Genomic DNA, 22945 nt, shown 5'->3' with positions numbered 1-22945 from the left:
CGCAAGTTATCGAAACAGTGTATATTATTCAGCTACCGCTCCCTGACAGCTACTGCCGGCACCGGCCGTGCATCCGTAACAATGCTGGGAGGTCACAATGTTTCGGTTGTTCAGTAAATCCTCGTTGTAGTCGTTAATGTGCTTTACCTTGCTGGCTACTTGCAATCCCAGCATCTGATTGAAATCGCAGTCGTATAAAAAGCCATCCCAGCTAATTGAAATGGTATTGGTACACATGACGTTGGTCACTGCCTTGGGATTGTACGCATCTACCAATTGATACATATAGTCTTCGTAATTCTCGGAAGCAATTAAATAGTCCAGAAAACGTGAAATTGGCAAATTGGTAATGGCAAACAAATTGTGAAACTGTACTCCAAAATCGTCCATTAAGGCCTTTTTGAAATCCTTTTCCATACTCGCCTGATCTCCCGGTAAGAAAGCACCACTGGGGTTATAGACCAAATCGAGACGCAGGTCACTGTTTGGCATTCCGTAACCAATTGCGTTTAATTCTTGTAGGGCTTTTATAGACTTGTCGAAAACACCATCGCCACGTTGTTTGTCGGTTTTACCGCGTGTCCAGTGGGGCATAGAGCTTACCACGTGCACATTGTGTTCTTTAAAAAATTGTGGCAGGTCGTAGTATTTTTTGTTGGCGCGAATGATGGTAAGATTACTTCTTACAATAAAGTCCTTGATTCCGGCCTTACTGGCCTCATCGACAAACCAACGGAAATTCGGATTCATTTCGGGGGCACCGCCGGTAAGATCCAGGGTATGTGCGCCGGTATTTTTTATAACTTCCAGACATTGTTCCATGGTCTCACGGGTCATAATTTCGGTACGATCCGGGCCGGCATCTACGTGGCAGTGTTCGCACACCTGATTGCACATATAACCGACATTAATTTGAAGGATTTCCAGTTTTTTGGGGCGAAGCGGAAACTGATGTGTTTCTTTTATTTTTTGCGCAAAGGTTGGTAGGCCGCCACTTTGAAAAATACCATTGGACAATATTTCCAGTTGTCTTTTGGCTTCAGCGAGCTCACTTTCTCGTTTGTGTAGGGATTGGGTTTTTAGTTTCGACATAAAAGGGATTCTTATCCGTCCAGTTTGTTTACTTTATTCATCATCATCACTCCATGAACCAGGGAAGCACCACTTTTTATGGCAGCGCCCACGTGCACAGCCTCCATCATTTCTTCTTTGGTGATACCGCGTTGCAGTCCGTCTTTGGTATAAGCATCGATACAATAGGGACACATTTCGGTGTGGGCAACGGCCAGCGCAATTAGCGACTTTTCGCGTGCTGTCAAGGCCCCTTCTTCGAATACCTTTGTATAGTAATCGAAAAATTTTGCACCCAATTCTTCTCCCCATTCGGTGATGTTACCAAATTTTCTGAGATCTGCCGGGTCGTAGTAGTTGTTTCCTGCCATGGTGATTTGCCTATAAATACGAATAAAATGCGTAAACGGTTTGTATTTCGTAAATATAGACAATAGTCTTGCTTACGAAAAAAACTTACAAAAGATTTAAGAAATTAGTCGAAGAAATAGGCTACTCCTGTGGTAAAATCGTATTGTGAATTAGGAATACCTACTGCCGGCGCTTGGTCGAATAGAAAAGTATATGTAGTTGAAAAGGCAAAGTTTTTGAACAAGGAGATGGTTAAGGACGACTGATTGGAAACCCGGTAATCACTAAATTTTGACAATTTTGGCTGATAATAGGTAGTGCTATTGAAGCTAATGGTTTCGGTAGGATACAGACTGAAAGAGAGGTAGGCGCTGCCTCTAAAATCTCTTTGAATGGGCGTAATGCCATCGGCCAGTTCTTCGTGTTCATACATGATAAGAGTGCCGAGATAGAATTTATATTTTTCGGAGGTGGAGAGTTTAAATCTGGGTCCTGTTCCCACCAGACCTCTAAAATCGATTAAGGATACCTTGTTGTATTGTCCTTGTACAAAGACTTCCCATGCGATACGCGGGTGAAATCGATAGTTGTAACGGAGGTGGGAAATCCCGTTATTCTCCAGTTTTTCTCCTTCAATTTTTTGAAATTCCACATCGTTTTTGAAAAGTACCAGATGTTCGTGCATCTTGTACTGAACGTGAATATTACTGGAGATAGTAAGGAAGTCGTTGGTATTGCGTTTGAGTGCAAAATTTAGTCCGGCCGATCCGGAAAAGCCGCTGGTATCGGTCACTTTCCGAAGTGATTCGGCATTGAGAACCTGAGCGTGTATATTAAGTGAGAAGCATAGAAAGAGAGTGAGAAGAAGATATCTCATGGCGCGTTGGTTGGTTGGTTAGTGTTATAAAAGTATGAAAAAGACTTTTTATCACAAATTAAAACAACTCACTACCTTATCGAAACAAAATTTTGCTGTCACATTGAGCGCACCTGCCTGCCGGTAGGCTGGGTCGAAATGAAAGCAAAATCAAATGTCCGATGGACATTTGGTGAAGATACCCGCGACAGCGGCGAGTTGAGATTAATATTTAGAAGGTTAATAAGAGCGCTATTAAACAGCCAACTACTAATAAATACGGCTCACTATCTCCAGGGTTCATTCGCCTGTGGCGAATGTTCCTTTAATTCCACTACTGCAACTACAAAACCCACTGCCCTTGGCAGTTTGGTTATTTATTGTCAGCTTCTCAGAAAAGTAAAATTCTCTTCGAATCTTCCAATAAAAAACCCGAAACTTTCGTTTCGGGTTTTGTAAGTGATGTGGTACCTCCAGGAATCGAACCAGGGACACACGGATTTTCAGTCCGTTGCTCTACCAACTGAGCTAAGGTACCATTATTGAGAGCGCAAATATAACCCTATTTTAGCTTTTGCAAAATATATATCGAAAAAAATAATGGAACTTTCATTTTCAATTTAATACAGTCTTAACAATTCCTTATAACTTCAAATTGTACATTTAACCCCTTATACCACCCAATGAATTTAGTTATAGATGTAGGGAACACCTTATTGAAGTTTGCCATTTTCAAAAATGATGCGATTCAATTAAAAAAAACGTGTTTAAAAAAGGACTTTCTGGAAACCCTCACCGAAGCATTAGACAGCTTCCCCGATGTCCACAATTGCATCGTTTCTACAGTTGCGAATCTTTCGGAACACCAATTGTTGAAATTACAACAACGCGTTCCGGTTTTTGAACTCACCCATTCGGCAAAAATTCCTTTTTCAAATTTATATCGTACGCCAACTACGTTGGGCGTAGACCGAATTGCGCTGGTAAGTGCTGCTGCAAAATTATTCCAAAATAGCAATGTGTTGGTGGTAGATGCAGGTAGCTGTATTACCTACGATTTTCTTTCAGAAAATAAAGAATATCTGGGAGGTGCGATATCACCGGGAATTGAAATGAGATACAAAGCTCTAAATACGTTTACTGAAAAACTCCCGTTATTGGATGTTAGTTCTCCTAAAAAATTGATTGGTAATTCGACGGCAACCGCCATCCATTCAGGCGTTGTGCGAGGAGTTTTGTACGAAATTGACGGTTTTATTGAGGCGTATTCTGAAAATTATAGCGATTTAACAATTATTTTAACAGGAGGAGACGCTCATTTTTTGCGAGATAGCTTAAAAAATGGCATCTTTGCCAACTCAAATTTTTTATTGGAGGGCTTGAATTATATATTAGAACTTAACAAAGATTAATGTTGAAACAAATCATAATAGCGGTATTTCTACTAATTACGGGTGTTTCACTGGCCCAGGAGGGGACCACTTCTCCCTATTCTTTTTACGGTATTGGAACCCTGAAGTTTAAAGGGACAGTAGAAAATAGAGCTATGGGAGGGTTAAGTATTTATTCCGATAGTATTCACCTGAATCTCCAAAATCCGGCCGGAATGGCCGAATTACAATTGGTAAACTACAGTGTTGGCGCAAGTCATAAATACGTAGATCAAAGCACAACAGATGCCAATAGAAGAGCATCTACCACTTCTTTAGATTATTTGGCTATCGGTATCCCAATGGGGAAACTAGGGGTTGGCTTCGGATTAATCCCGTATACCTCAGTGGGGTATAGTTTACGATCTGAGGATGGAGACACTACTACAGATTACACCGGCTCCGGCGGATTGAACAAGGCCTTTTTATCGATGGGTTATAAGGTAACTCCAAAGCTAAATATTGGGGCTGAGGTGAATTATAACTTCGGAAATATTGAAAATACTACCATAAGTGACACCGGAGTGCAGTATGCCACTCGGGAAATAAACAGATCCGATTTATTAGGGTTTAGTTTTAATTTTGGAGCTTCCTATAAAACAATGGTTTCTGAAAACCTGGAATTATCCACTTCGTTGACCTATACACCCGAGACCAATTTCAATGCCGAAAATAGCCGATTCCTTGCTTCGGTGTTGTTAACCGATTCAGGTGCTGTGGGAGTAGTTGTGGAAGATGAAATTCCTGTAGATGATACAGATTTTACCTTTCCTTCACAATTTACAATTGGGAGCGGATTGGGAAAACCTAAAAATTGGTTCGTAGGATTGGAATATACAAATCAAAAAACCAGTAACTTTACAAATCGGACGTTCGAGATATCGGATGTAACTTTTGAGGATGCTGCCAAATACCGATTGGGAGGATTTTATATTCCCAATTATAATTCTATTGGAAACTACTGGAAACGAGTGGTGTATCGAGCCGGAATTCGATATGAAGAAACCGGAATTAACATAAGTGGTCAAGGGATTAATGAGTTTGGCATATCTTTTGGAGTTGGTCTACCTGTTGGAAGAGTATTCTCGAATGTGAATCTGGGATTCGAAGTAGGAAGACGAGGAACTAAAGACTTTGGTTTGATACAAGAAAATTTCTTCAACACATTTTTAAGTCTGTCGTTAAACGACAAATGGTTTGAAAAAAGATATTATGATTAAAAAAGTAAACACACGAATTATGAAAAAGAAAGGAATCTTATTATTAGCAACATTAACACTCACTTTTGGAGTTTCAGTATTTGCACAGGCTCCGGATGATTGCAATATAACATTGTCCTTATTTGCCGAACCGGCCAAAGCAAAAAATTATGAGGCAGCATTACCTCATTATCAAAAAGTAATCACCGACTGTCCAAAATTCAGCCTGGCAACTTATCAGTATGCCGAAAGAATGTTTAAATACTTTATCGACAAAGGAGATAAAAGTAAGGTGGAAGATTTAATTAAATCTTACCAACTGCGTATGGCAAATTTCCCAACTAAAACAAAAGAAGGGGATGTTCTGGCCGATATTGCACAGGTGAAGTTCGATAACGATCTTGGCACCAAAATGGAGCAATTCAACGCATTCGATTTGGCCTACAAAAAAGACGCGGAAAACTTTATCAGTCCAAAGAGTTTGTATACCTATTTCTCTTTGGCGGTAGATTTATACAACGACGGTCAAAAAGACCTTCAGGAAGTATTTGATCTATACGATGTAGTTTACAACAAAATAGAAAAAGAAGAGAGCGACCTGGCAGCCGAACTTACCAAATTATTGGATAAGCAGGAATCGGGCGCAACGCTTACCTCAAGAGAAACCAGGAATTTAAGTGCTTACGAGACAAACCTGAATGCCTATGGAAAGGTAAAAGGAAGTGTTGATGGTAAATTGGGTCAGTTGGCAGATTGCCCTAACCTTGTTCCTTTGTATACAAAAGATTTTGAAGCCAAGAAAACCGATATTGATTGGGTGAAACGTGCAGCCGGACGATTAAGTGCCAAAGATTGTGACGATCCGTTGTTCTTTAAATTGGTACAAGAATTACACAAATTAGAGCCTTCCGCTAAGTCTGCTTACTATTTGGGTAAATTGGCCGAAAAGGATGGAAACGCTAGTCAGGCCCTGGATTATTTTAATCAGGCAGCTCAATTGGAAACCAATCCTAGTGATAAGGCAAGAGTATATTATAGTATTGCAGAGAACTTCCGTAAAAAAGGAAGCAGCGGTCAAGCCAGAACTTATTATATGAAAATGGTAGAAGCCAAGCCTTCGGCAGGTATTGCTTATCTTAAGATAGCAAATATGTATGCTGCAAGTGCAAACAATTGTGGTACTACAACTTTCGAAAAGAGAGCTATCTATTGGAAAGCCGCCGAAATGGCCGATAAAGCCGCTCGAGTGGACGGATCAATTGCAGGTTCGGCAAATGCTACTTCAGCAAGCTATAGAGGACTTGCACCTCAAAAAACCGATATCTTCAGTGAAGGAATGGCAGGAAAAACCATCTCTTTCAATTGTTGGGTTGGCGGAAGCGTACGAGTGCCTAACTTATAAGAATGAACACTGGTAAACATATGTTTAAAAGCGTGATGGTGCTGCTTTGCACCATCACGCTTTTTGCATGTGAAGGAAATTACAAAAACGTTCAACAGTTAAATCTGGCAGACGGTGCCCCGGTTGCCGAAGGTAAAAACATCAATTTAAAGTATACCGATTCGGGCAAAGTAGTGACCAATCTCATTGCACCGGTGCTCCACGATTATTCAAATTTTAAATTTCCCTATCAGGAGTTTCCCGAAGGTGTTGAAGTGCGTTTTTGGAACGAAAAGAATGAAAAAAGTACCGTAACTTCAGACTATGCAATTCGGTTTGATCAAAGCAATATTGTAGATTTGCGGAAGAATGTTGTTCTGGTAACCAGTGACAGCACTATTTTAAAAGCCGAACAATTGTACTGGGATCAAAAAAATCAATGGGTTTTTACCGATCAGCCTTATCAAATGAAACTAAAAGACGGTTCGTATAACGACGGAGCCCGTTTCGATTCCAGTGAAGACTTTACCAACTTTTTATCCCGAAAAAATCAGGGAGTACAAATAATAGATCAAAAGAAAACCAATGGGAACTAAAATTTACCGCCTTTTTGAATACGCTTATATTGTAATGGCATTTTTCGCAGCCTATGTAGCTTATGAAAACTGGACAGATAACCGAAACAGGGCGTATTTATTTGCATTTTTTACGGTAGTAGCTATTTTTATGTATTTCTTTAAGCGTAATTTCAGAAGGAAAATGGAAGAACGCAATAAAAATCGTTAATGGAATACCTTGTAATTATTGTTATTATGCTTATCCTCTCCGCCTTTTTTTCGGGGATGGAAATTGCCTATGTGTCTTCCAATAAGATTCATATAGAAATTGAAAAGAAACAAAACAATTTTCTGGCAGGAGTCCTCAAAAAAATAACCAAACGCCCTTCCAAATTTATCGCCACCATGCTCGTTGGTAACAATATCGCCTTGGTGGTTTACGGGTTCTATATGGGGGATTTGCTTATGGACATAATTCCGGAAGCATTTTCCGGGCTCTTGGTACAAACCATTATCTCGACCCTGGTAATTTTACTTACAGCCGAGTTTTTACCGAAGGTATTTTCTCAAATTTATGCAAATAGTATTGTAAAAATATTTGCCGTTCCGGCCTACCTCTTTTACCTATTATTTTCAGTGATTTCCGAATTTATCATGTGGATTTCCGATTTGGTGTTGCGTATATTTTTTAAAACTAAAGGGGATACCATTCAGCTTACATTCAGTAAAATTGAATTGGGAAATTACATCACCGAACAGATGGAAACTTCTGAAACTCCGGACGAAATAGATACCGAAATTCAGATTTTTCAGAATGCCTTAGACTTTTCAGAAGTAAAATCCAGAGAAGTGATGATTCCCCGTACCGAAGTGGTCGCAGTAGACATTGAGACCACACCTAAGGAATTGAGTAAGATTTTTTCGGACACCGGACTCTCAAAAATTTTAGTGTACAAGGAAAACATCGATGATATTTTAGGATATGTACATTCCTTCGAACTCTTCAAAAAACCAACTCACCTAAAAAAAATATTAATGCCCGTGGTGTTTGTCCCCGAAACCATGTTGGCCAAGGACGTGCTCAACATTTTGAGTAAAAAACGCAAAAGTATAGCGGTAGTGATAGACGAATACGGAGGAACTTCAGGAATAATGACCGTGGAAGATATTATAGAAGAATTGTTCGGTGAAATTGAAGACGAACACGATTCGGTTGCATTGATTGAAGAAGTTTTGGCTGAAAATCATTATCAGTTTTCGGCTCGTTTGGAAGTAGATTATTTAAATGAAGTATATAAACTCAATCTTCCCGAAAGTGAAAACTACGAAACACTTGGAGGAATGATTGTAAACAGCACCGAAGAAATTCCGGATCAAAATGAAACGCTTGAAATAGCAAACTACAACATAAAAATTCTCGAAGTTTCAAGTACCAAAATCGAGTTGGTAGAACTGAAACGTATTAGCGAAGATTAGTTTTTTTAGATTTCTCATTTTTTTTCATTTGAATCTTTTATAAATGGTGGGAAAATGGTATTTTCGCCCCCTAAATAAAATGAAGCTTATTCCTAAACTTCAACCTTATACACTTTGATAGGGTAAACACGGGAAACTAACATAAAACTCCTTTCACAGCGCATAGCTACTAAAGGAGCTAAATTAAATGTACAGATGGCAGTTTTAAACAGTATTAGAAAAAGAGGGGTATTCCTTATCGTGATTATAGCTTTGGCCTTGTTTTCTTTTGTATTAGCAGATGTTATACGTAATGGTGGAATGTCTACAGACAAAGGACAAACTAACGTAGCCACGGTAAATGGAGTAGATATTCCGCGTCAGGAATTCATGGAGAAAGTGGAAGTAGCACAGCGTTCTTTAGGACCTAATGCGCCATCTTCTCAGGCAATGGATATTGTGTGGGAACGCGAATTACGTCGTGTACTAATGGAAGAGCAATACGAGGAAATAGGCCTTGTTGCCGAAACCGAATTTACCAACAATGCGTTAAGCAGAAATTTGGCAAGCAATCCTACGTTTCAAGACGAATCGGGAGCATATAGCGAAGCAAAAATGTTGGAATACGTTGCCGATGTGAAGGCAAACAACCCACAGGCATACGACCAGTGGTTGGAATATGTAAAAAACACAAAGCAAACAGCACTTGAAAATACTTATTTAAACCTTGTGAAAGGAGGAATGATCGCTACTTCGGCCGATGGTGAGAAGGAATATCGCTTTCAAAGTGATAAAATTAATATTGAATTTGTTCAAATTCCTTATACCAATATCCCAGACGACCAGGTTCCTGTAAGTGATGACGAAATTGCCAAGTATGTGAAAAGCCATGCCAAAGAGTTTGAAGTAGAACCTATGGTAGACATTCAATATGTTTCGTACGTTGAAGAGCCATCTCAAGAAGATATCGAAGCTGCCAAAGCCGAAATTGCTACCTTGAAAGACTATGTGCTAATTAGTGGTGACACCCTTCCGGGATTAAAAAATACTACCAGTTACGAAGAATTTGTAAATGCTAATTCAGACAACGCTTATTCAGATTCATGGTACTATAAAAACGAACTTCCGGACGCTTTAAAGGATACTATTTTTAAAATGAATGTTGGAGATATCTACGGACCATATCAAATAAATAATTCATTGAGCCTTACCAAATTAATTGGGACGCGTCAATTGCCCGATACGGTTTCGGTTAGACACATATTAATTCCTGCCGGTTTAAATCCAACCGACAATAAGACACGTACCGACGAGCAGGCGAAAGCTACAGCAGACAGTATTATGGCGGTAGTAAAAGCCAACCGTTCTAAATTCCCTGAAATTGTTACCGCCATGTCTTCAGACAAGGGAAGTATTGAAAAAGGAGGTCGCTATGAGAATTTTGTGTATACCGCTATGGTTCCTGAATTCAGAGACTATTCCTTCGAAAATAAAAAAGGAGATATTGGGGTAGTAAAAACACAATTCGGATACCACATTATTGAAATTGAAAATCAGAAGAATTTCGAAACCGTAATCAAAACAGCAACCGTTACAAAGGTGATAGATGCTTCTGAAACTACCATCAACGATATCTTTTCGAAAGCTACTGCCTATGAGGTAGAAGCACAAAAAGGAGACTTTACTAAAATTGCCGAATCACAGAATGCAGTGGTAAAACCTGTAAATAAAATTGGAGAATTGGATTCTAATATTCCGGGTCTTGGCAGTAACCGTTCCATTGTTACCTGGGCGTTTGATGAAGATACCGAGGTAGGTGATGTGAAACGATTTAATGTGGGAACTGGTTATGTGATTGCACAATTAACCCGTAAAAACCAAAAAGGACTTATGAGTGTGGCTGAGGCTTCGACCAAAGTTACTCCTATCTTGCGCAACGAGAAAAAGGCTAAGAAAATTCGCGAGTCTGTGACTGGGTCAACACTGCAAGAGATTGCTGCCAGTCAGAAAGTAACTGTGAAAAATGCAACAGCTATAACCATGGCAAGTCCAACTCTGGCTGATGCCGGAACCGAACCTAAAGTTGTAGGAGCGGCGTTTGGTAAAAAAGCAGGTGAGGAAACCGGTTTTATCGATGGTAAAACAGGCGTGTTTAAAGTACGTGTGTTGGCGGTTAACAAAGCACCCAATTTAGATAATTACACTACGTATTCCAATCAGTTGAACGCTAAAGTGGTCCCAACCGTAAATACAAATCTGTATAAGGCACTTAAAAAGACAGCCGATATTGAAGATAACAGAGCTTCTTTTTACTAGAAGTCCTGCGATAACTACATAAAAAATCCTCCTTTGCGATACGCGAAGGAGGATTTTTTTATTTCAAAAGGGCATCAAAATCCAGTATGGTATGATAGCCTTTATTCCTAAAGTATTCCTTCTCGGCTTCACCGCCAGTAGCCAGTATAAAATCTCCTCCCCAGGCGCCTGAACTTTTTAAACTGTGCGTATAGTTACTGAAAAGCCGTTCTTTAATGGTGGGAAGTTTTATTATTTCTGAAATAACTGCCTCGTGTTGCTGAATTAACTTCTCAAATTCGGCTAGCGTATGACAGCGGATAAGAGTTTCAGTTATGCCACTAATTATTTTAATGGCTTCCTTGTTGCCTGAAGCATTTTTATAGCGTGCAATTCCTTCCTTGCTGTCTTGTTTTCGGTTGAGGTGTACAAAAAACAATTTATTGGTAAAATTCCATGGAAGAGATACAGGTGTCATACCGGGTATCTGGTTCTGAATTTGGTATAAAATAGGGCTATCGTGTTGGGCTGCGGCAATATCGTATCCGCTGCCTCCAAAACTTTTTGAAAGTAATTTAAATGCATCCACTTTCGCCCATTGTGCAATGTTGTTGAGTAAGGTAGAAGAACTTCCCAAACCCCAATTTTCCGGAAAATCTAATCGCGTGATTACCTCCAGGCCTTTTTTTTCGGATAAAAAATCCGGATTCATTTTTTTTGCGGCGACAAGGATGTTCATCAAGGTTTGTTCGGTGGCATTTTTGGCTTCGGAAGTCTCTACTTGTGATACGTCAAATTGTGCCGAAAACCATGTGGCACCCTTTGCATCGAGACTCGTCCAACTTATTCCTTTTTTTTCTGAAGGGATTACTTCAAGCGATTGTCCGTAGCGAGTGGGAATGGCCAATGCTTTTGCGCCATCGAGCACCACATATTCGCCTGTGAGGAGTAATTTTCCGTTGCTGTAGTAGGTGTGCTTCACAGTTAGGTGCGTAGGGTTTCAACAAAGCTAACCACCGCACTATGCGAAACCGTATTTTCTTTAAAATAACTAACGGCCTTTTCTTTTTCTCCTTCGGAAGCTTCCAACTGATTTAAAATATTCATCAAATGCATTTTCATATGCCCTTTCTGAATTCCTGTAGTCACCAACGACCGGATTGCAGCAAAATTTTGTGCGAGTCCGGCAACCGCAACTACTTGCATCAATTGCTTTGCATCGGGTTTTTGAAGTATTTCGAAAGCGAGTTTTACCAAAGGATGCAATGTGGTGAGTCCGCCTACGGTTCCTAACGCCAACGGAATTTCAATCCAAAAAGTAAAGATTCCATTTTCCACCTTTGCATGTGTAAGACTGGTATAGTCGCCGTTTTTAGCAGCATAGGCATGTATTCCCGCTTCCACGGCTCTAAAATCGTTACCGGTGGCGAGAATAACTGCATCAATCCCGTTCATAATACCTTTGTTATGAGTAACCGCCCGGTGTCTTTCGGCTTTAGCAATCGCTACTGCACGTACAAATTTAGTTGCAAACGTAGTTCCGTCGGTATGTTTGTCGGTTAGGTCTTCCACCCTGCAGCTTACCTTTGCTTTTACACGACAATTAGGGACATAATTAGACAGAATACTCAATACCACCTCCGGGTAGGTGTTGTGGTCTTTAAAAGGCTTAAAACGAACTGCTTCGGCTTCAAAAATATGCGCCATGGCTTCCAGACAACTGTTTATAAAGTTGGCGCCCATGGCATCGAGTGTTTCAAAGGTGGCATGTAGTTGGTAGTAGCCTTCCAGTTTTTCGGTAGCATCTATAAGGGCAATGGATTTCAATCCGCCGCCACGTTCCTGCATTTTTTTCTGAAGGGATGCTATCCCGGCTATGAGTTTCGGTTTTACTTCAGCAAAGAAATGCGTTAAAAGCTCCTTTTTTCCGAAGAAATTAAGGTGTATCTGACCGTTTTTTTCAGTGCCAAGCACTTCTGCTTTAAATCCGCCGCGCTTCAACCAAAACTTAGCGGCATTGCTAGCTGCAGCAACCACCGAACTTTCTTCAATCACCATAGGGATGGCGTAGAGATGACCGTTGATTAAAAAATTAGGTGCTATCCCAAAGGGCAAATAGTAATTGCTCAGGGTATTTTCTATAAAATCGTCGTGTAATTGTTGAATTTTTTCGTCGGGATTCCAATACTTTTTAAGTGTAGCAACCGCGTTGGGGCTGTTGGCAAGATAATTTTCTGCTAACCAGGTAATTTTTTCTTCTTTCGATTTTTTTGAAAATCCTGAAACGGGATTTGCCATACTTTTTGCAATTGAAAACACAAAGATACTATTTATAGCGAAGCTTTTAGCGTGTTATTTACTAACAAAGGGAAGGTATTTAACATAAAAACTGCCCATTTTTCGTTAAAATTTAGTAAACTTGGCGAAACAAATTTTTAACACTTTGAAGCAAATATTTTCAGTTAAGGTGCTCGTGCTGTTTCTCGCAGCGATTTCTACAGGTATAGCACAACAAAAAGAAATTACATTAGAAGACATTTGGGGAGGAACTTTCCGTACAGAACGGCTGGACGTGCTTCGGTCTTTAAACAACGGAAAGGAATATTCTGTCTTAAATTATGATCGCGATCAAAAAGCGTCCACTGTCGATGTCTACGACTACAAAAGCGGTAATAAGGTGCGTACTTTGGTGACAACAAAAGATCTGCCGGGGATAGAATACATTATTTCTTACGAATTTAGTGAAGACGAATCCAAACTGTTACTGGCAACCCAGCTTCAGCAAATATTCCGAAGATCTTCCCTGGGAACCTTTTATGTATACGATATTGCGTCTAAAAAATTGACGCTGGTTTCCCAGGAGAAAATTCAGGAGCCTACCTTCAACAATGACGGTAGTAAAATCGCTTACGGGTTCGACAATAATTTGTATGTAAAGGATTTGGCAAATGGAACCGTACAGCAAATTACCACCGACGGAAAAAAGAACAGCATTATCAACGGTATTACAGACTGGGTGTATGAGGAAGAATTTGCCTTTGTACGTGCTTTCGATTGGAATAAGGACGGAACTAAAATAGCTTTTATACGTTTCGACGAAACCAATGTACCGGAGTTTTCAATGGACGTGTACGGAAGTGATTTATACCAAACACAACAGGTTTTTAAATATCCAAAAGCCGGTGAAGCCAATGCCCTGGTAACACTGCATATGTACGATTTAGCATCTGCAAAAACCTCCAAAGTAGACATTTCGAACTACAACAATTACTATATTCCAAGAATTAAATGGACCAAGGATGCCGATGTGTTAAGTGTGCAATTAACCAACAGACATCAAAACGAATTGGATTTGGTTTTTGTGAATGCAGCTACTAATACCTCGAGCCTCGTTCACAAGGAAACCGATGCAGCCTATGTGGATGTGACAGATGATCTTACTTTTTTAAACGACAACAGTTTTATTTGGACCAGTGAGAAGAGTGGTTGGAATCATATTTACCATTACGACAAAACCGGAAAGCTTATCAACCAGATTACTATTGGAAATTGGGATGTGACAAGTTACTACGGTTTCGACCAGAATACCGGACGAATTTATTACCAGAGTACCGAAAACGGAAGTATTAATCGTGATGTGTATTCGGTATTGCGTTCGGGGAAGAACAAAGTGCGATTGAGCGATAAAACAGGCACCAACAGTGCTGCCTTTAGTGCCGACTTTACCTACTTTATTAAAACTTTTTCCGACACCGAAACTCCCTATGTTTTTACACTGAATGACGCCAAAACGGGAAAGTTGATCAGGGAAATTAAAAATAACAACGCACTTAAAAATCAGGTGGCGGGCTACAAAACCTCCCCGAAAGAATTTTCTACCATTCGAATTAACGGGGAAGATTTGAATATGTACACCATCAAACCGAAGGATTTTAACCCTAACAAGGAGTACCCTTTGTTTATGTATCAGTATTCAGGTCCCGGTTCGCAGAATGTTTCCAACAGCTGGGGTGGTGCTAACGATTATTGGCACCAGATGCTGGCACAACAAGGATATATTGTTGTTTGTATAGATGGAAGAGGTACCGGATTTAAAGGAAGGGATTTCAAAAAAATGACCCAGAAAGAACTAGGGAAGTACGAAGTACAGGACCAAATTTCCGCGGCACAAAAACTGGGGGAATTACCTTATATAGATGCAGATCGAATAGGTATTTGGGGATGGAGTTACGGCGGATTTATGGCGGCTAACTGTTTGTTTCAGGGAGCCGACACGTTTTCAATGGCAATTTCAGTGGCTCCGGTGACCAGCTGGCGTTTTTACGATACCGTTTACACCGAACGTTATATGGAAACTCCACAGGAAAATCCTTCAGGGTACGACGAAAACTCTCCTATGTCTCATGTAGACAAACTGCAAGGAGATTTTTTGTTAGTCCATGGAAGTTCAGATGATAACGTACACGTTCAGAATACAACCCGCTTGGTGGAAGCCTTGGTGCAAGCCGATAAAGATTTTGAATGGGCGATTTACCCCGATAAGAATCACGGAATTTACGGCGGAAACACTCGTTTGCATTTGTACAAAAAAATGACCAAGTTTATCCATGAAACACTGGGTGAACCTAAAGAACAAATGATTCAGATAAAAAATTAACTAACTAAACAGTAACTAAATACAACACTATGTCAACAGCTCTCCAAAATCAAAAACAACTATTCGGACATCCCGTAGGACTTTATGTGCTCTTTTTCACAGAAATGTGGGAACGATTCTCATACTACGGAATGCGAGCCATTTTTGTATTATACCTGGTAGGGGCAACTACCGATGCAAATGCAGGGTTAGGATGGTCTAACGGAGAAGCTTTGGCGCTTTATGGATGGTATACCATGTTGGTGTATGTGGCTTCCATTCCCGGAGGTTGGATAGCCGATAAATTTTTAGGACAGAAGAAATCGGTTTTAATAGGCGGAATTTTATTGGTCGCAGGACACAGTATTTTGGCCGTTGAAGAAATGTATGCCTTTTATACGGGATTAGGACTTATTATCGCCGGAGTTGGAATGTTGAAGCCGAATATTTCTACTATGGTAGGAGGTTTGTACAAGCAAGGTGATATTCGAAGAGATAAGGGATTTACCATTTTCTATATTGGAATTAATATCGGAGCCTTTTTGTCCAGTTTAATTGTTGGATATGTGGGTGAAGTACATGGATGGCATTATGGTTTCGGATTGGCAGGTATTGGGATGGCTTTGGGTCTTATTCAGTATTTGGCGGGTCAGAAGCACTTAAAGCATGTTGGTAATTTCACGGGTACTTCTGAAAATCCGGAAGAAAAAGCCGCGATGAAGCGTCCTCTTACTAAAATTGAAAAAGACAGAGTTGTTGTATTGTTTATTTCCTTCTTATTGGTAATTGTATTCTGGGGTGCTTTCGAACAGGCAGGAGGCTTGATGAATATATACGCTTCCGAAAAAACAGACAGGATGCTCATGGGATGGGAAGTTCCTGCGTCTTGGTTCCAGTCATTAAATGCTATGTTTATCATCTTTTTAGGAACTTCCGTGGCAGCATACTGGGCTATGAGAAAATTGAAAGGAAAAGTATCTACCTCACTCTTTAAGATGATTATAGGATTGATTATCATGGGTGCCGGATTCTTTTTTATGACTGCAGCTGCAGGACAGTATGAAAGTAACGGATCATCGGCCATGTATTGGTTGGTATTAGCCTATTTGTTCCACACTGTTGGAGAATTATGTATCTCTCCGGTGGCGCTTTCATACATTACCAAATTAGCACCTTTAAAGTATGCTTCCTTAATGATGGGAGTTTATTTCGCGATGACAGGATTTGGAAATAAATTAGCAGGTCTACTTGGAGAAGCTTCCGTAGCATTGGGAGAATACACCATCTTTACCGGAATTGCAGTATTCTGTGTAGGTTTCGGATTATTGGTAATGCTTTTCAGAAAGAAACTGGAAAAGTTAACACATGGCGCCGAAGACAACGAACGCATCATGAAACACGACGAAACCGAAGGTTACGAAGTAGCCGATCACTAAAAAATAAAATAAGCCTCGTTGGATACAACGGGGCTTTTCTATATCTAAACACCATCTAAATTATAGCATATGAATACCGATGTTGAAAGCATGTTTCAAGACAAAGTAATTGGTCATCCTGCGGGACTCTTTGTACTCTTCTTTACCGAAATGTGGGAGCGTTTTTCGTACTATGGAATGCGCGCCTTATTAGTGATGTTTTTTACCGCCGCTCTTTTGGACGGAGGTTGGGGGTGGCCCCGGGAACATGCCTTTGCTATTTTCGGAACCTATACTTCTTTGGTTTATCTCTCTACACTTCTGGGAGGTTATATGGCAGATAAGAAAATCGGGTATCGATGGGCAGTTGTAATAGGAGCACTATTAATGACGCTCGGACACGCGTGTATGGCGCTCGAAGTACCTTTCTTTATCTATACGGGATTAACCTTACTGGTCTTTGGTAGTGGTTTCTTTAAGCCCAATATGACATCTATTATTTCTGAAATGTATGTGAATAGGCCAGAAAAGAAAGACGGCGCCTATACCATCTTTTATATGGGAGTGAATGCCGGAGCCTTTTTAGGAATTTTGTTATGTGGTTATTTAGGAGAAAAAGTAGGCTGGAGCTGGGGCTTTGGTGTAGCCGGTATTTTTATGCTGTTTGGATTACTGCAATTTTGGTTTGCTCAGAATATATTTGGTAAAATTGGACTCAAACCGGCTAAAGCAGAACCTATTGCCGATGAATTAATTACCGACGAAACAAAACTAAATCCGTTTACACCGCTTCAATTAGGAATCATTGTTGTGGCCGCGGTATTGGGATTGGCGTGGATATTAAACGATCCTGTTTCCAAGATTAGTGAAGGAGAGTATGATTTATTCGATTTTAGTGCTTTTGGACTGGCGGGTTCTAATTTGGTGATCTTAACAGCACTGATGTTGTTTATTTTACTGTTGGTTATCCGTATTCCAAAATATACCCGAATTGTTCGAGACCGAATGTTGGCTGTAGTATTTTTTGCCTTTATCACCATCTTTTTCTGGGCGATTTTTGAACAAGCACCCGGTTCGTTAACCATTTTTGCAAGAGATTATACCCAACGTGTATTGGAAGGGGATTCGGCCATGATATTTAAAGTGATCAATTCTTTGATGACCCTTATCCCTCTGTCAATTATCTCATGGGTACTGTGGCTGTTATTTAAAAAGACATTTGCGAAATATGCCCTCTCTAATATTTTCTTGGCAACCAGTTTTATTATTATTTGGGGTATCGCGCTTTGGATGCTGTATACCGAATTCTTAAAGGATATCGCAGAAGTTCCGGCTTCATGGTTTGGCGTATTGAACTCTCTATTTATAATTGCTATGGCTCCCTTATTTTCAAAATGGTGGGAGAGTAAGTACAACCCAAATGCAAACATGAAATATGCCTTAGGGATGATACTTCTGGGAGTAGGTATGGCCTGTGTTGCCATTGGCGCCGGCGATATTGCTGTAGGTGCTGAAACCGCGAAAGTGAGTATGATCTGGTTAATCCTGGTGTATTTCTTCCATACCATGGGCGAGCTTTGTATTTCGCCTGTAGCACTTTCCTATGTGAGTAAGCTGGTCCCCGGCAGAATGATTGCCATGATGTTTGGTATTTGGTATCTGGCGGTAGCGATAGGTATGAAATTGGCCGGAGTCTTTGGCGAGGCCTCCGAAGGAATTGCTCAAACCGAAGGTCTTAGTTACTTCTTCTGGTTGCTTACGGCGGCAGCAGTTGGACTTGGGGTGCTTTCGGCTGTGTTGTATCCGGTAATTAAAAAACTAATGCACGGCGTTAGATAAACACAATAGAATAATTAAAAAAGCGTTCCAATTTATGGAACGTTTTTTGTTATATTTTTTTTGAAAAACATTTACAAATGAAAAAATTGTTACTCTTCGTATTTCTTTTAGCCATTGGTAGTGTGTCTGCTCAATCCATTAATTGGATGACCATGAACGAAGCACTTGCCGCTCAGAAGAAACAGCCCAAGAAAATATTCATGGATGTGTATACCACCTGGTGTGGTCCCTGCAAAATGCTGGACAAGAATACATTTAGCGATAAAGACGTAATCGAATTTATCAATAAAAACTACTATGCCGTTAAATTTAACGGTGAAGGGACAGAAGAAATTACCTTTAAAGACTTCACCTATACCAATCCTAATTACCAGGAAGGCAGGAAGGGAAGAAATACCACGCATTTCTTTGCCGATGCCCTCAAGTTGCGAGGCTACCCCAGCTTGGTGTTTTTCAGGGAAGACGGAACCCTGATTCAAGCGGTGCCCGGATACAAAACTCCCGAGCAATTAGAGATTTATTTAAAAATGATCGCAAACGACGATTATTTAAAACTTACTACCGCAGAGTCCTGGCAAAAATATCAGGACAACTTTAAAAGCACATTCTAAGAGTAGTATTTTAGTTAAGTGTTTCACTACTCTATGATGAAAGCTCCCTTTGTCCCCGTATGGTAAAAGGGGAGCTTTCTTTTTTCACAGGTCATGCGCCAACGTTGTATATACGAAGTGTAATTACTACCATCTGCCACTATCATCCCGGGATTTAAGCTGTCTATGAGTCGTTCCAGGTGAATACGCGGACTTTGTGCAAGTAGCACGATATCCGGTTTGAAATTGGTGGGATATACCCCCAAACTGCCTAGTATCAAAACTTTTTTTGAATTGTATTCGAAAACCGAGGGGAGTGGTGCTTCTGAATAGCTTGCAATATTTGTCGCGATTCGGTAGGATTTTATAGGATATTTGTCACTGTAATTTTGTGAAGTATCGCTTCGGAAAACATTAAGGACGTCATTCTGCTTGTGCCCAAGAATCGTTTTTCCGGAACGATGAAAGACTATAAATTGTTGGTTGGGTTGCGTATGCTTTTCAGCAATTAGAGCCACCAAAACCAAACTGAAACTCACCAAACAAATTGTAATGTTTTTAAAATTTAGTTTTTTCCAAAGCAGCATCATCACCACAATGCATAGATATGATGCTATTACTTTTGTTGCTGAAAAATGAATTTCAGTAACTAAAAAAGCTTCCTGCTGTGCAATCCAATGTATGAAGTCATTTAATACTTCAATAAGGTAATTATAAGCTGAAGCCACCATCTTTGGTAATGTATTGATACTTGCAAGAACAATTACCAATATTCCCCCAACCAGTAAAATTCCCAAAAAGGGTAGAATCACGATGTTGGTGAGGAGAAATAATCCCGGAAACTGATGAAAATAGTACAAACTGAGCGGCAGAATACCCAGCTGAGCTGCAAGTGATACCGTGACAATAGCCCATAATTTTTTTATGAGATAGTTTCTCGGGTAGTACAATTTGAAAAGTTTGGGCTGTATCCAAAGAATGAAAAATACAGCAAGATAGCTTAGCTGAAATCCTACGTGAAACAACCAATTGGGATTGCAGAGCAGTAAAATAAAATAGGACAAGAAAAGCGTATTGTAACTATTGGTAGGTCGGTTGCCGGCTGCGGCCAGGGTAAAGAATGAAAACATGGTAACAGCTCGCACCACCGAAGGTGAAAATCCGGCAATTAGGGCAAAACTCCAAAGGAGGAGCAAGGTAATAAATGTTGCGACCGGCTTCCCTTTTGGAAACCATCGTAAAGGCTTCAATAAACCGTTAAGTACTAAAAACAAAATGCCCACATGAAGCCCGGAAACTGCCAAAATATGTACAGCTCCTGCTGCGGCATATTCAGAATACATCGCCTTGTCAATATCCTTTCTCTCGCCCAACACCAGTGCCTGAATAATAGACAATTCCTCCTTCCCGAAATTCGCTTCACTTAATTTTTTTATTAGGTAAGTCCGGAGTTGTTCTGCACCTCCGCCTAGGGTTGCACTACCACTACTTTGGTAAAGTATATGTTGGGGAGTAATCTTTAGTTGATAATATACCTCTAAGGTTTTCAGGTAGTTGGCGTATTCAAACTGATTGGGATTTAAGGAATTGGGGACAACCGTACATAGCCCGTCTACAAGTAGAATTTGATCAATAGGAAGAACGTTTTGTAAACTGTCCTTGCTTAGTAAAAGCAACACCTTCCCGGAAGTTTCAGTTTGGTTTACGCCCTGTATTTCAGCAATGTATTTGGTGTAATACGCATCGGGCTTGAGAGTGGTTTTTATTTTTAGCTGAAAGACTTCAGAAGTATCTTTACGCAAATGCTTGGAGAAATGTTTTGGCTGCAGGTGTGGAAGTTTCAGTGTAAATACCGCAAATCCTATTAAAAAGAAGCAACAGTAGGTAGTAATTCCGAAGAAAATACTCGGCTGCAACCGGTACTTGTGTTTCAGCTTAAGAAATATCAAAAGTATAAAACACCCCAAAAGAGCATACAAAAAGAGGGCAGAAGTGGTTTGGAACAATGAAGCCGTTACTATTCCCAGAGTTAGGGAAACAGACAAATGGATAACGGTAAAATTGATAAATTTCATCCCGGATTTATTAAAATAAACCGGGAAGCAGCTCTAAGATACGTTTTTTTAAATAATGCGCCGAACGGCGACAAAGGCTTTTTTCCAGTAATCCTCTTCCATGGAAGAAATAATCACGCCGCGACTGGTGGTCGAATGTATAAAGAATATTTCACCGCCCTTACTTTCCACAACAAGCCCCACATGATTAATGGTACTACGGCTACTGGTTTTAAAAAAAACCAAGTCGCCTGCCGACACTTCTCTCAAAGAGATTTCAATGCCCTTGCTTGCCATATCTCTGGAAATTCTAGGCATAAGCACATCCTGCTCTTTAAAAACTGTATAGACCAGTCCCGAGCAATCCATCCCTTTATCGGTGGTGCCTCCAAATTTGTAACGGGTTCCTTCAAAAGATTTGGCGTAGTCTATGAGACTTTCAAGTACTGAAGCATTCTCATTGCTGACAATTACATTCGATTTTCCTTTGGCAACAATAGATTTTTCTCTCTTATTTGCCCTGGCCTTGCTTGAATTTGACGCTGTTTTTTCAATAGAAATAACATCATTCGTATTAGAAATTGTTTTTGAGCCACCACAGGAGGCTAAGAATAAGGGAAGTAGAGCAAGTAGGAATATTCTGTTCATTGAGGGCAAATTCCATTTTTCCGGTAGATAAAACTATAAAAAATATCGTTACGATGCCGAAATCGCTTCAAAAATTAGTTTTGCGGTTTTTTCGCTCGCGCCTTTGCCGCCTAATTTTTGTTCCAAATCGTAGTATTCTAAAAACAAGGTTGCTCGTTTATAGGAATCCAATATTTTCGACAGTTCCTTCTTAAGATTTTTGGCGTTAAATTCGGCTTGAATCAATTCGGTTACAACTTCCTTATTCAGAATTAAATTTACCAGCGAAATGTATTTCAGGTTGATTACCCTTTTGGCTATTTCGTACGAAATTCTTCCGCCTTTATAACACACTACCTGCGGTATTTTAAACAGGGCGGTTTCTAGGGTTGCCGTTCCTGAAGTCACCAAAGCTGCGTCCGAAATACTCAACAAGTCGTAGGTTCTATTCAGTAATAAGTGTACGTTTTGTTGCTGAATAAACGGAGCGTAAAAGGTTGCCTCTTGACTTGGAGCTCCGGCGATTACAAATTGATAGTCTTTAAATTCTTCTACCACCGAAAGCATTACATCCAGCATTTTGGAAATTTCCTGTTTTCGGCTTCCGGGGAGTAAAGCAATAATAGGGCGTTCATCCCAGCCCTGTTCTTTCTTAAAAATTTCGGGGTGTACCTGCTTTCGGTGGGCCAAAGCGTCTATAAGTGGATGCCCCACAAAATGCACAGGGAAATGGTGTTTCTTTTCATAAAAATCCTTTTCAAACGGTAGAATTACGTACATCGCGTCCACATCACGCTTAATGCTTTTTATACGACCTTCCTTCCATGCCCAGATTTGAGGTGAAATGTAATAATGTGTTTTAAAACCTTTTTGCTTTGCCCATTTGGCAATACGAAGATTAAAGCCGGGATAGTCTATAAAAATGATGACGTCGGGATTATAGCTTTCAACATCCTGCTTACACAGTTTGATGTTTTTTAAAATGGTTACCATGTTGGCAACCACCTCAGCAAACCCCATAAAGGCCAAATCGCGATAGTGTTTTACTAAAACTCCCCCTGCCTGTTCCATTAAATCACCACCCCAACACCTAAAGGACGCCTTGGAATCCTCCTTGGTAAGCGCTTTCATAAGATTGGCTCCATGCAAATCTCCGGAAGCCTCTCCGGCTATGAGGTAATATTTCATG

General features: G+C 40.2%; 19 protein-coding genes and 1 tRNA gene. 11 read left to right on the top strand and 9 right to left on the bottom strand.

The window, feature by feature from the left end; genetic code table 11:
- Positions 1-24 precede the first annotated feature (24 nt).
- The 4 genes from arsS to ATE92_RS03220 all read right to left on the bottom strand — a co-directional run bounded on the left by arsS (position 25) and on the right by ATE92_RS03220 (position 2816).
- Positions 25-1092: an arsenosugar biosynthesis radical SAM (seleno)protein ArsS gene (arsS, locus tag ATE92_RS03235; RefSeq protein WP_100802330.1), complete on the bottom strand. Its 1068-nt coding sequence runs from the start codon at positions 1090-1092 to the stop codon at positions 25-27.
- A gap of 11 nt (positions 1093-1103) precedes the next feature.
- Positions 1104-1442, bottom strand: a complete 339-nt coding sequence (locus ATE92_RS03230; protein ID WP_100802329.1) for an arsenosugar biosynthesis-associated peroxidase-like protein — start codon at positions 1440-1442, stop codon at positions 1104-1106.
- 104 nt (positions 1443-1546) lie between these two features.
- Positions 1547-2299 carry a DUF481 domain-containing protein gene (locus tag ATE92_RS03225; protein ID WP_100802328.1) on the bottom strand — a complete coding sequence of 251 codons (753 nt, stop codon included), beginning with the start codon at positions 2297-2299 and terminating at the stop codon, positions 1547-1549.
- A gap of 444 nt (positions 2300-2743) precedes the next feature.
- A tRNA-Phe gene (locus ATE92_RS03220) sits at positions 2744-2816 on the bottom strand.
- A gap of 145 nt (positions 2817-2961) precedes the next feature.
- Here ATE92_RS03220 and ATE92_RS03215 point away from each other — a divergent pair.
- The 7 genes from ATE92_RS03215 (at position 2962) to ATE92_RS03185 (ending at position 10616) form a co-directional block, all read left to right on the top strand.
- Positions 2962-3690, top strand: coding sequence for a type III pantothenate kinase (locus tag ATE92_RS03215; protein ID WP_100802327.1), 729 nt, complete (start codon positions 2962-2964; stop codon positions 3688-3690).
- Complete coding sequence (locus ATE92_RS03210; RefSeq protein WP_100802326.1) at positions 3690-4928, top strand: hypothetical protein; 1239 nt, start codon at positions 3690-3692, stop codon at positions 4926-4928. Before ATE92_RS03215 ends, ATE92_RS03210 begins: the two co-directional genes overlap by 1 nt.
- 19 nt (positions 4929-4947) lie before the next feature.
- Positions 4948-6309: a lipopolysaccharide assembly protein LapB gene (locus ATE92_RS03205; protein ID WP_100804339.1), complete on the top strand. Its 1362-nt coding sequence runs from the start codon at positions 4948-4950 to the stop codon at positions 6307-6309.
- Between the two features lie 2 nt (positions 6310-6311).
- Entirely contained in the window at positions 6312-6884 is a 573-nt protein-coding gene (lptC, locus tag ATE92_RS03200; protein ID WP_100802325.1) for an LPS export ABC transporter periplasmic protein LptC, read from the top strand.
- Positions 6874-7074 carry a hypothetical protein gene (locus tag ATE92_RS03195; RefSeq protein WP_100802324.1) on the top strand — a complete coding sequence of 67 codons (201 nt, stop codon included), beginning with the start codon at positions 6874-6876 and terminating at the stop codon, positions 7072-7074. Before lptC ends, ATE92_RS03195 begins: the two co-directional genes overlap by 11 nt.
- Positions 7074-8321, top strand: coding sequence for a hemolysin family protein (locus ATE92_RS03190; protein WP_100802323.1), 1248 nt, complete (start codon positions 7074-7076; stop codon positions 8319-8321). The genes ATE92_RS03195 and ATE92_RS03190 overlap by 1 nt, the downstream gene beginning before the upstream one ends.
- Positions 8322-8516: 195 nt before the next feature.
- Positions 8517-10616, top strand: a complete 2100-nt coding sequence (locus tag ATE92_RS03185) for a peptidylprolyl isomerase (RefSeq protein ID WP_100802322.1) — start codon at positions 8517-8519, stop codon at positions 10614-10616.
- 58 nt (positions 10617-10674) lie between these two features.
- On the opposite strand, the gene ATE92_RS03180 is transcribed toward ATE92_RS03185, so the two are convergent.
- Together ATE92_RS03180 and ATE92_RS03175 are read right to left on the bottom strand one after the other, a co-directional pair.
- Positions 10675-11577, bottom strand: coding sequence for a GYDIA family GHMP kinase (locus ATE92_RS03180; RefSeq protein ID WP_100802321.1), 903 nt, complete (start codon positions 11575-11577; stop codon positions 10675-10677).
- A 2-nt stretch (positions 11578-11579) separates the two neighbouring features.
- Positions 11580-12893 (bottom strand): hydroxymethylglutaryl-CoA reductase, degradative, encoded by a 1314-nt coding sequence (locus tag ATE92_RS03175; RefSeq protein ID WP_100802320.1) that lies wholly within the window; start codon positions 12891-12893, stop codon positions 11580-11582.
- A 145-nt stretch (positions 12894-13038) separates the two neighbouring features.
- Between ATE92_RS03175 and ATE92_RS03170 the strand changes: the two genes are divergently transcribed.
- The 4 genes from ATE92_RS03170 (at position 13039) to ATE92_RS03155 (ending at position 19096) form a co-directional block, all read left to right on the top strand.
- Positions 13039-15252 (top strand): S9 family peptidase, encoded by a 2214-nt coding sequence (locus ATE92_RS03170; RefSeq protein WP_100804338.1) that lies wholly within the window; start codon positions 13039-13041, stop codon positions 15250-15252.
- A gap of 29 nt (positions 15253-15281) precedes the next feature.
- Positions 15282-16667 carry a peptide MFS transporter gene (locus ATE92_RS03165; protein ID WP_100802319.1) on the top strand — a complete coding sequence of 462 codons (1386 nt, stop codon included), beginning with the start codon at positions 15282-15284 and terminating at the stop codon, positions 16665-16667.
- A gap of 69 nt (positions 16668-16736) precedes the next feature.
- On the top strand, positions 16737-18485 hold the full coding sequence (locus tag ATE92_RS03160; protein ID WP_100802318.1) for a peptide MFS transporter: 1749 nt from the start codon (positions 16737-16739) through the stop codon (positions 18483-18485).
- Positions 18486-18562: 77 nt separating this feature from the next.
- Entirely contained in the window at positions 18563-19096 is a 534-nt protein-coding gene (locus tag ATE92_RS03155; protein WP_100802317.1) for a thioredoxin fold domain-containing protein, read from the top strand.
- A 26-nt stretch (positions 19097-19122) separates the two neighbouring features.
- Here the strand turns inward: ATE92_RS03155 and ATE92_RS03150 are convergent, their stop codons facing one another.
- The 3 genes from ATE92_RS03150 to lpxB are packed head-to-tail and all read right to left on the bottom strand — an operon-like array spanning position 19123 to position 22944.
- Entirely contained in the window at positions 19123-21150 is a 2028-nt protein-coding gene (locus tag ATE92_RS03150; RefSeq protein WP_100802316.1) for a ComEC/Rec2 family competence protein, read from the bottom strand.
- 48 nt (positions 21151-21198) lie between these two features.
- The gene (locus tag ATE92_RS03145) at positions 21199-21777 is read right to left on the bottom strand and encodes a C40 family peptidase (protein ID WP_100802315.1); all 579 of its coding nucleotides are present in this window, start codon (positions 21775-21777) and stop codon (positions 21199-21201) included.
- Between the two features lie 48 nt (positions 21778-21825).
- A complete protein-coding gene (gene lpxB / locus ATE92_RS03140) occupies positions 21826-22944 on the bottom strand; it encodes a lipid-A-disaccharide synthase (RefSeq protein WP_100802314.1) in 1119 nt (372 codons plus the stop codon).
- Position 22945 lies beyond the last annotated feature (1 nt).

This window comes from Ulvibacter sp. MAR_2010_11 (assembly GCF_002813135.1).
GTDB lineage: Bacteria > Bacteroidota > Bacteroidia > Flavobacteriales > Flavobacteriaceae > Altibacter.
This window is presented reverse-complemented; position numbering and strand designations above follow the sequence as displayed.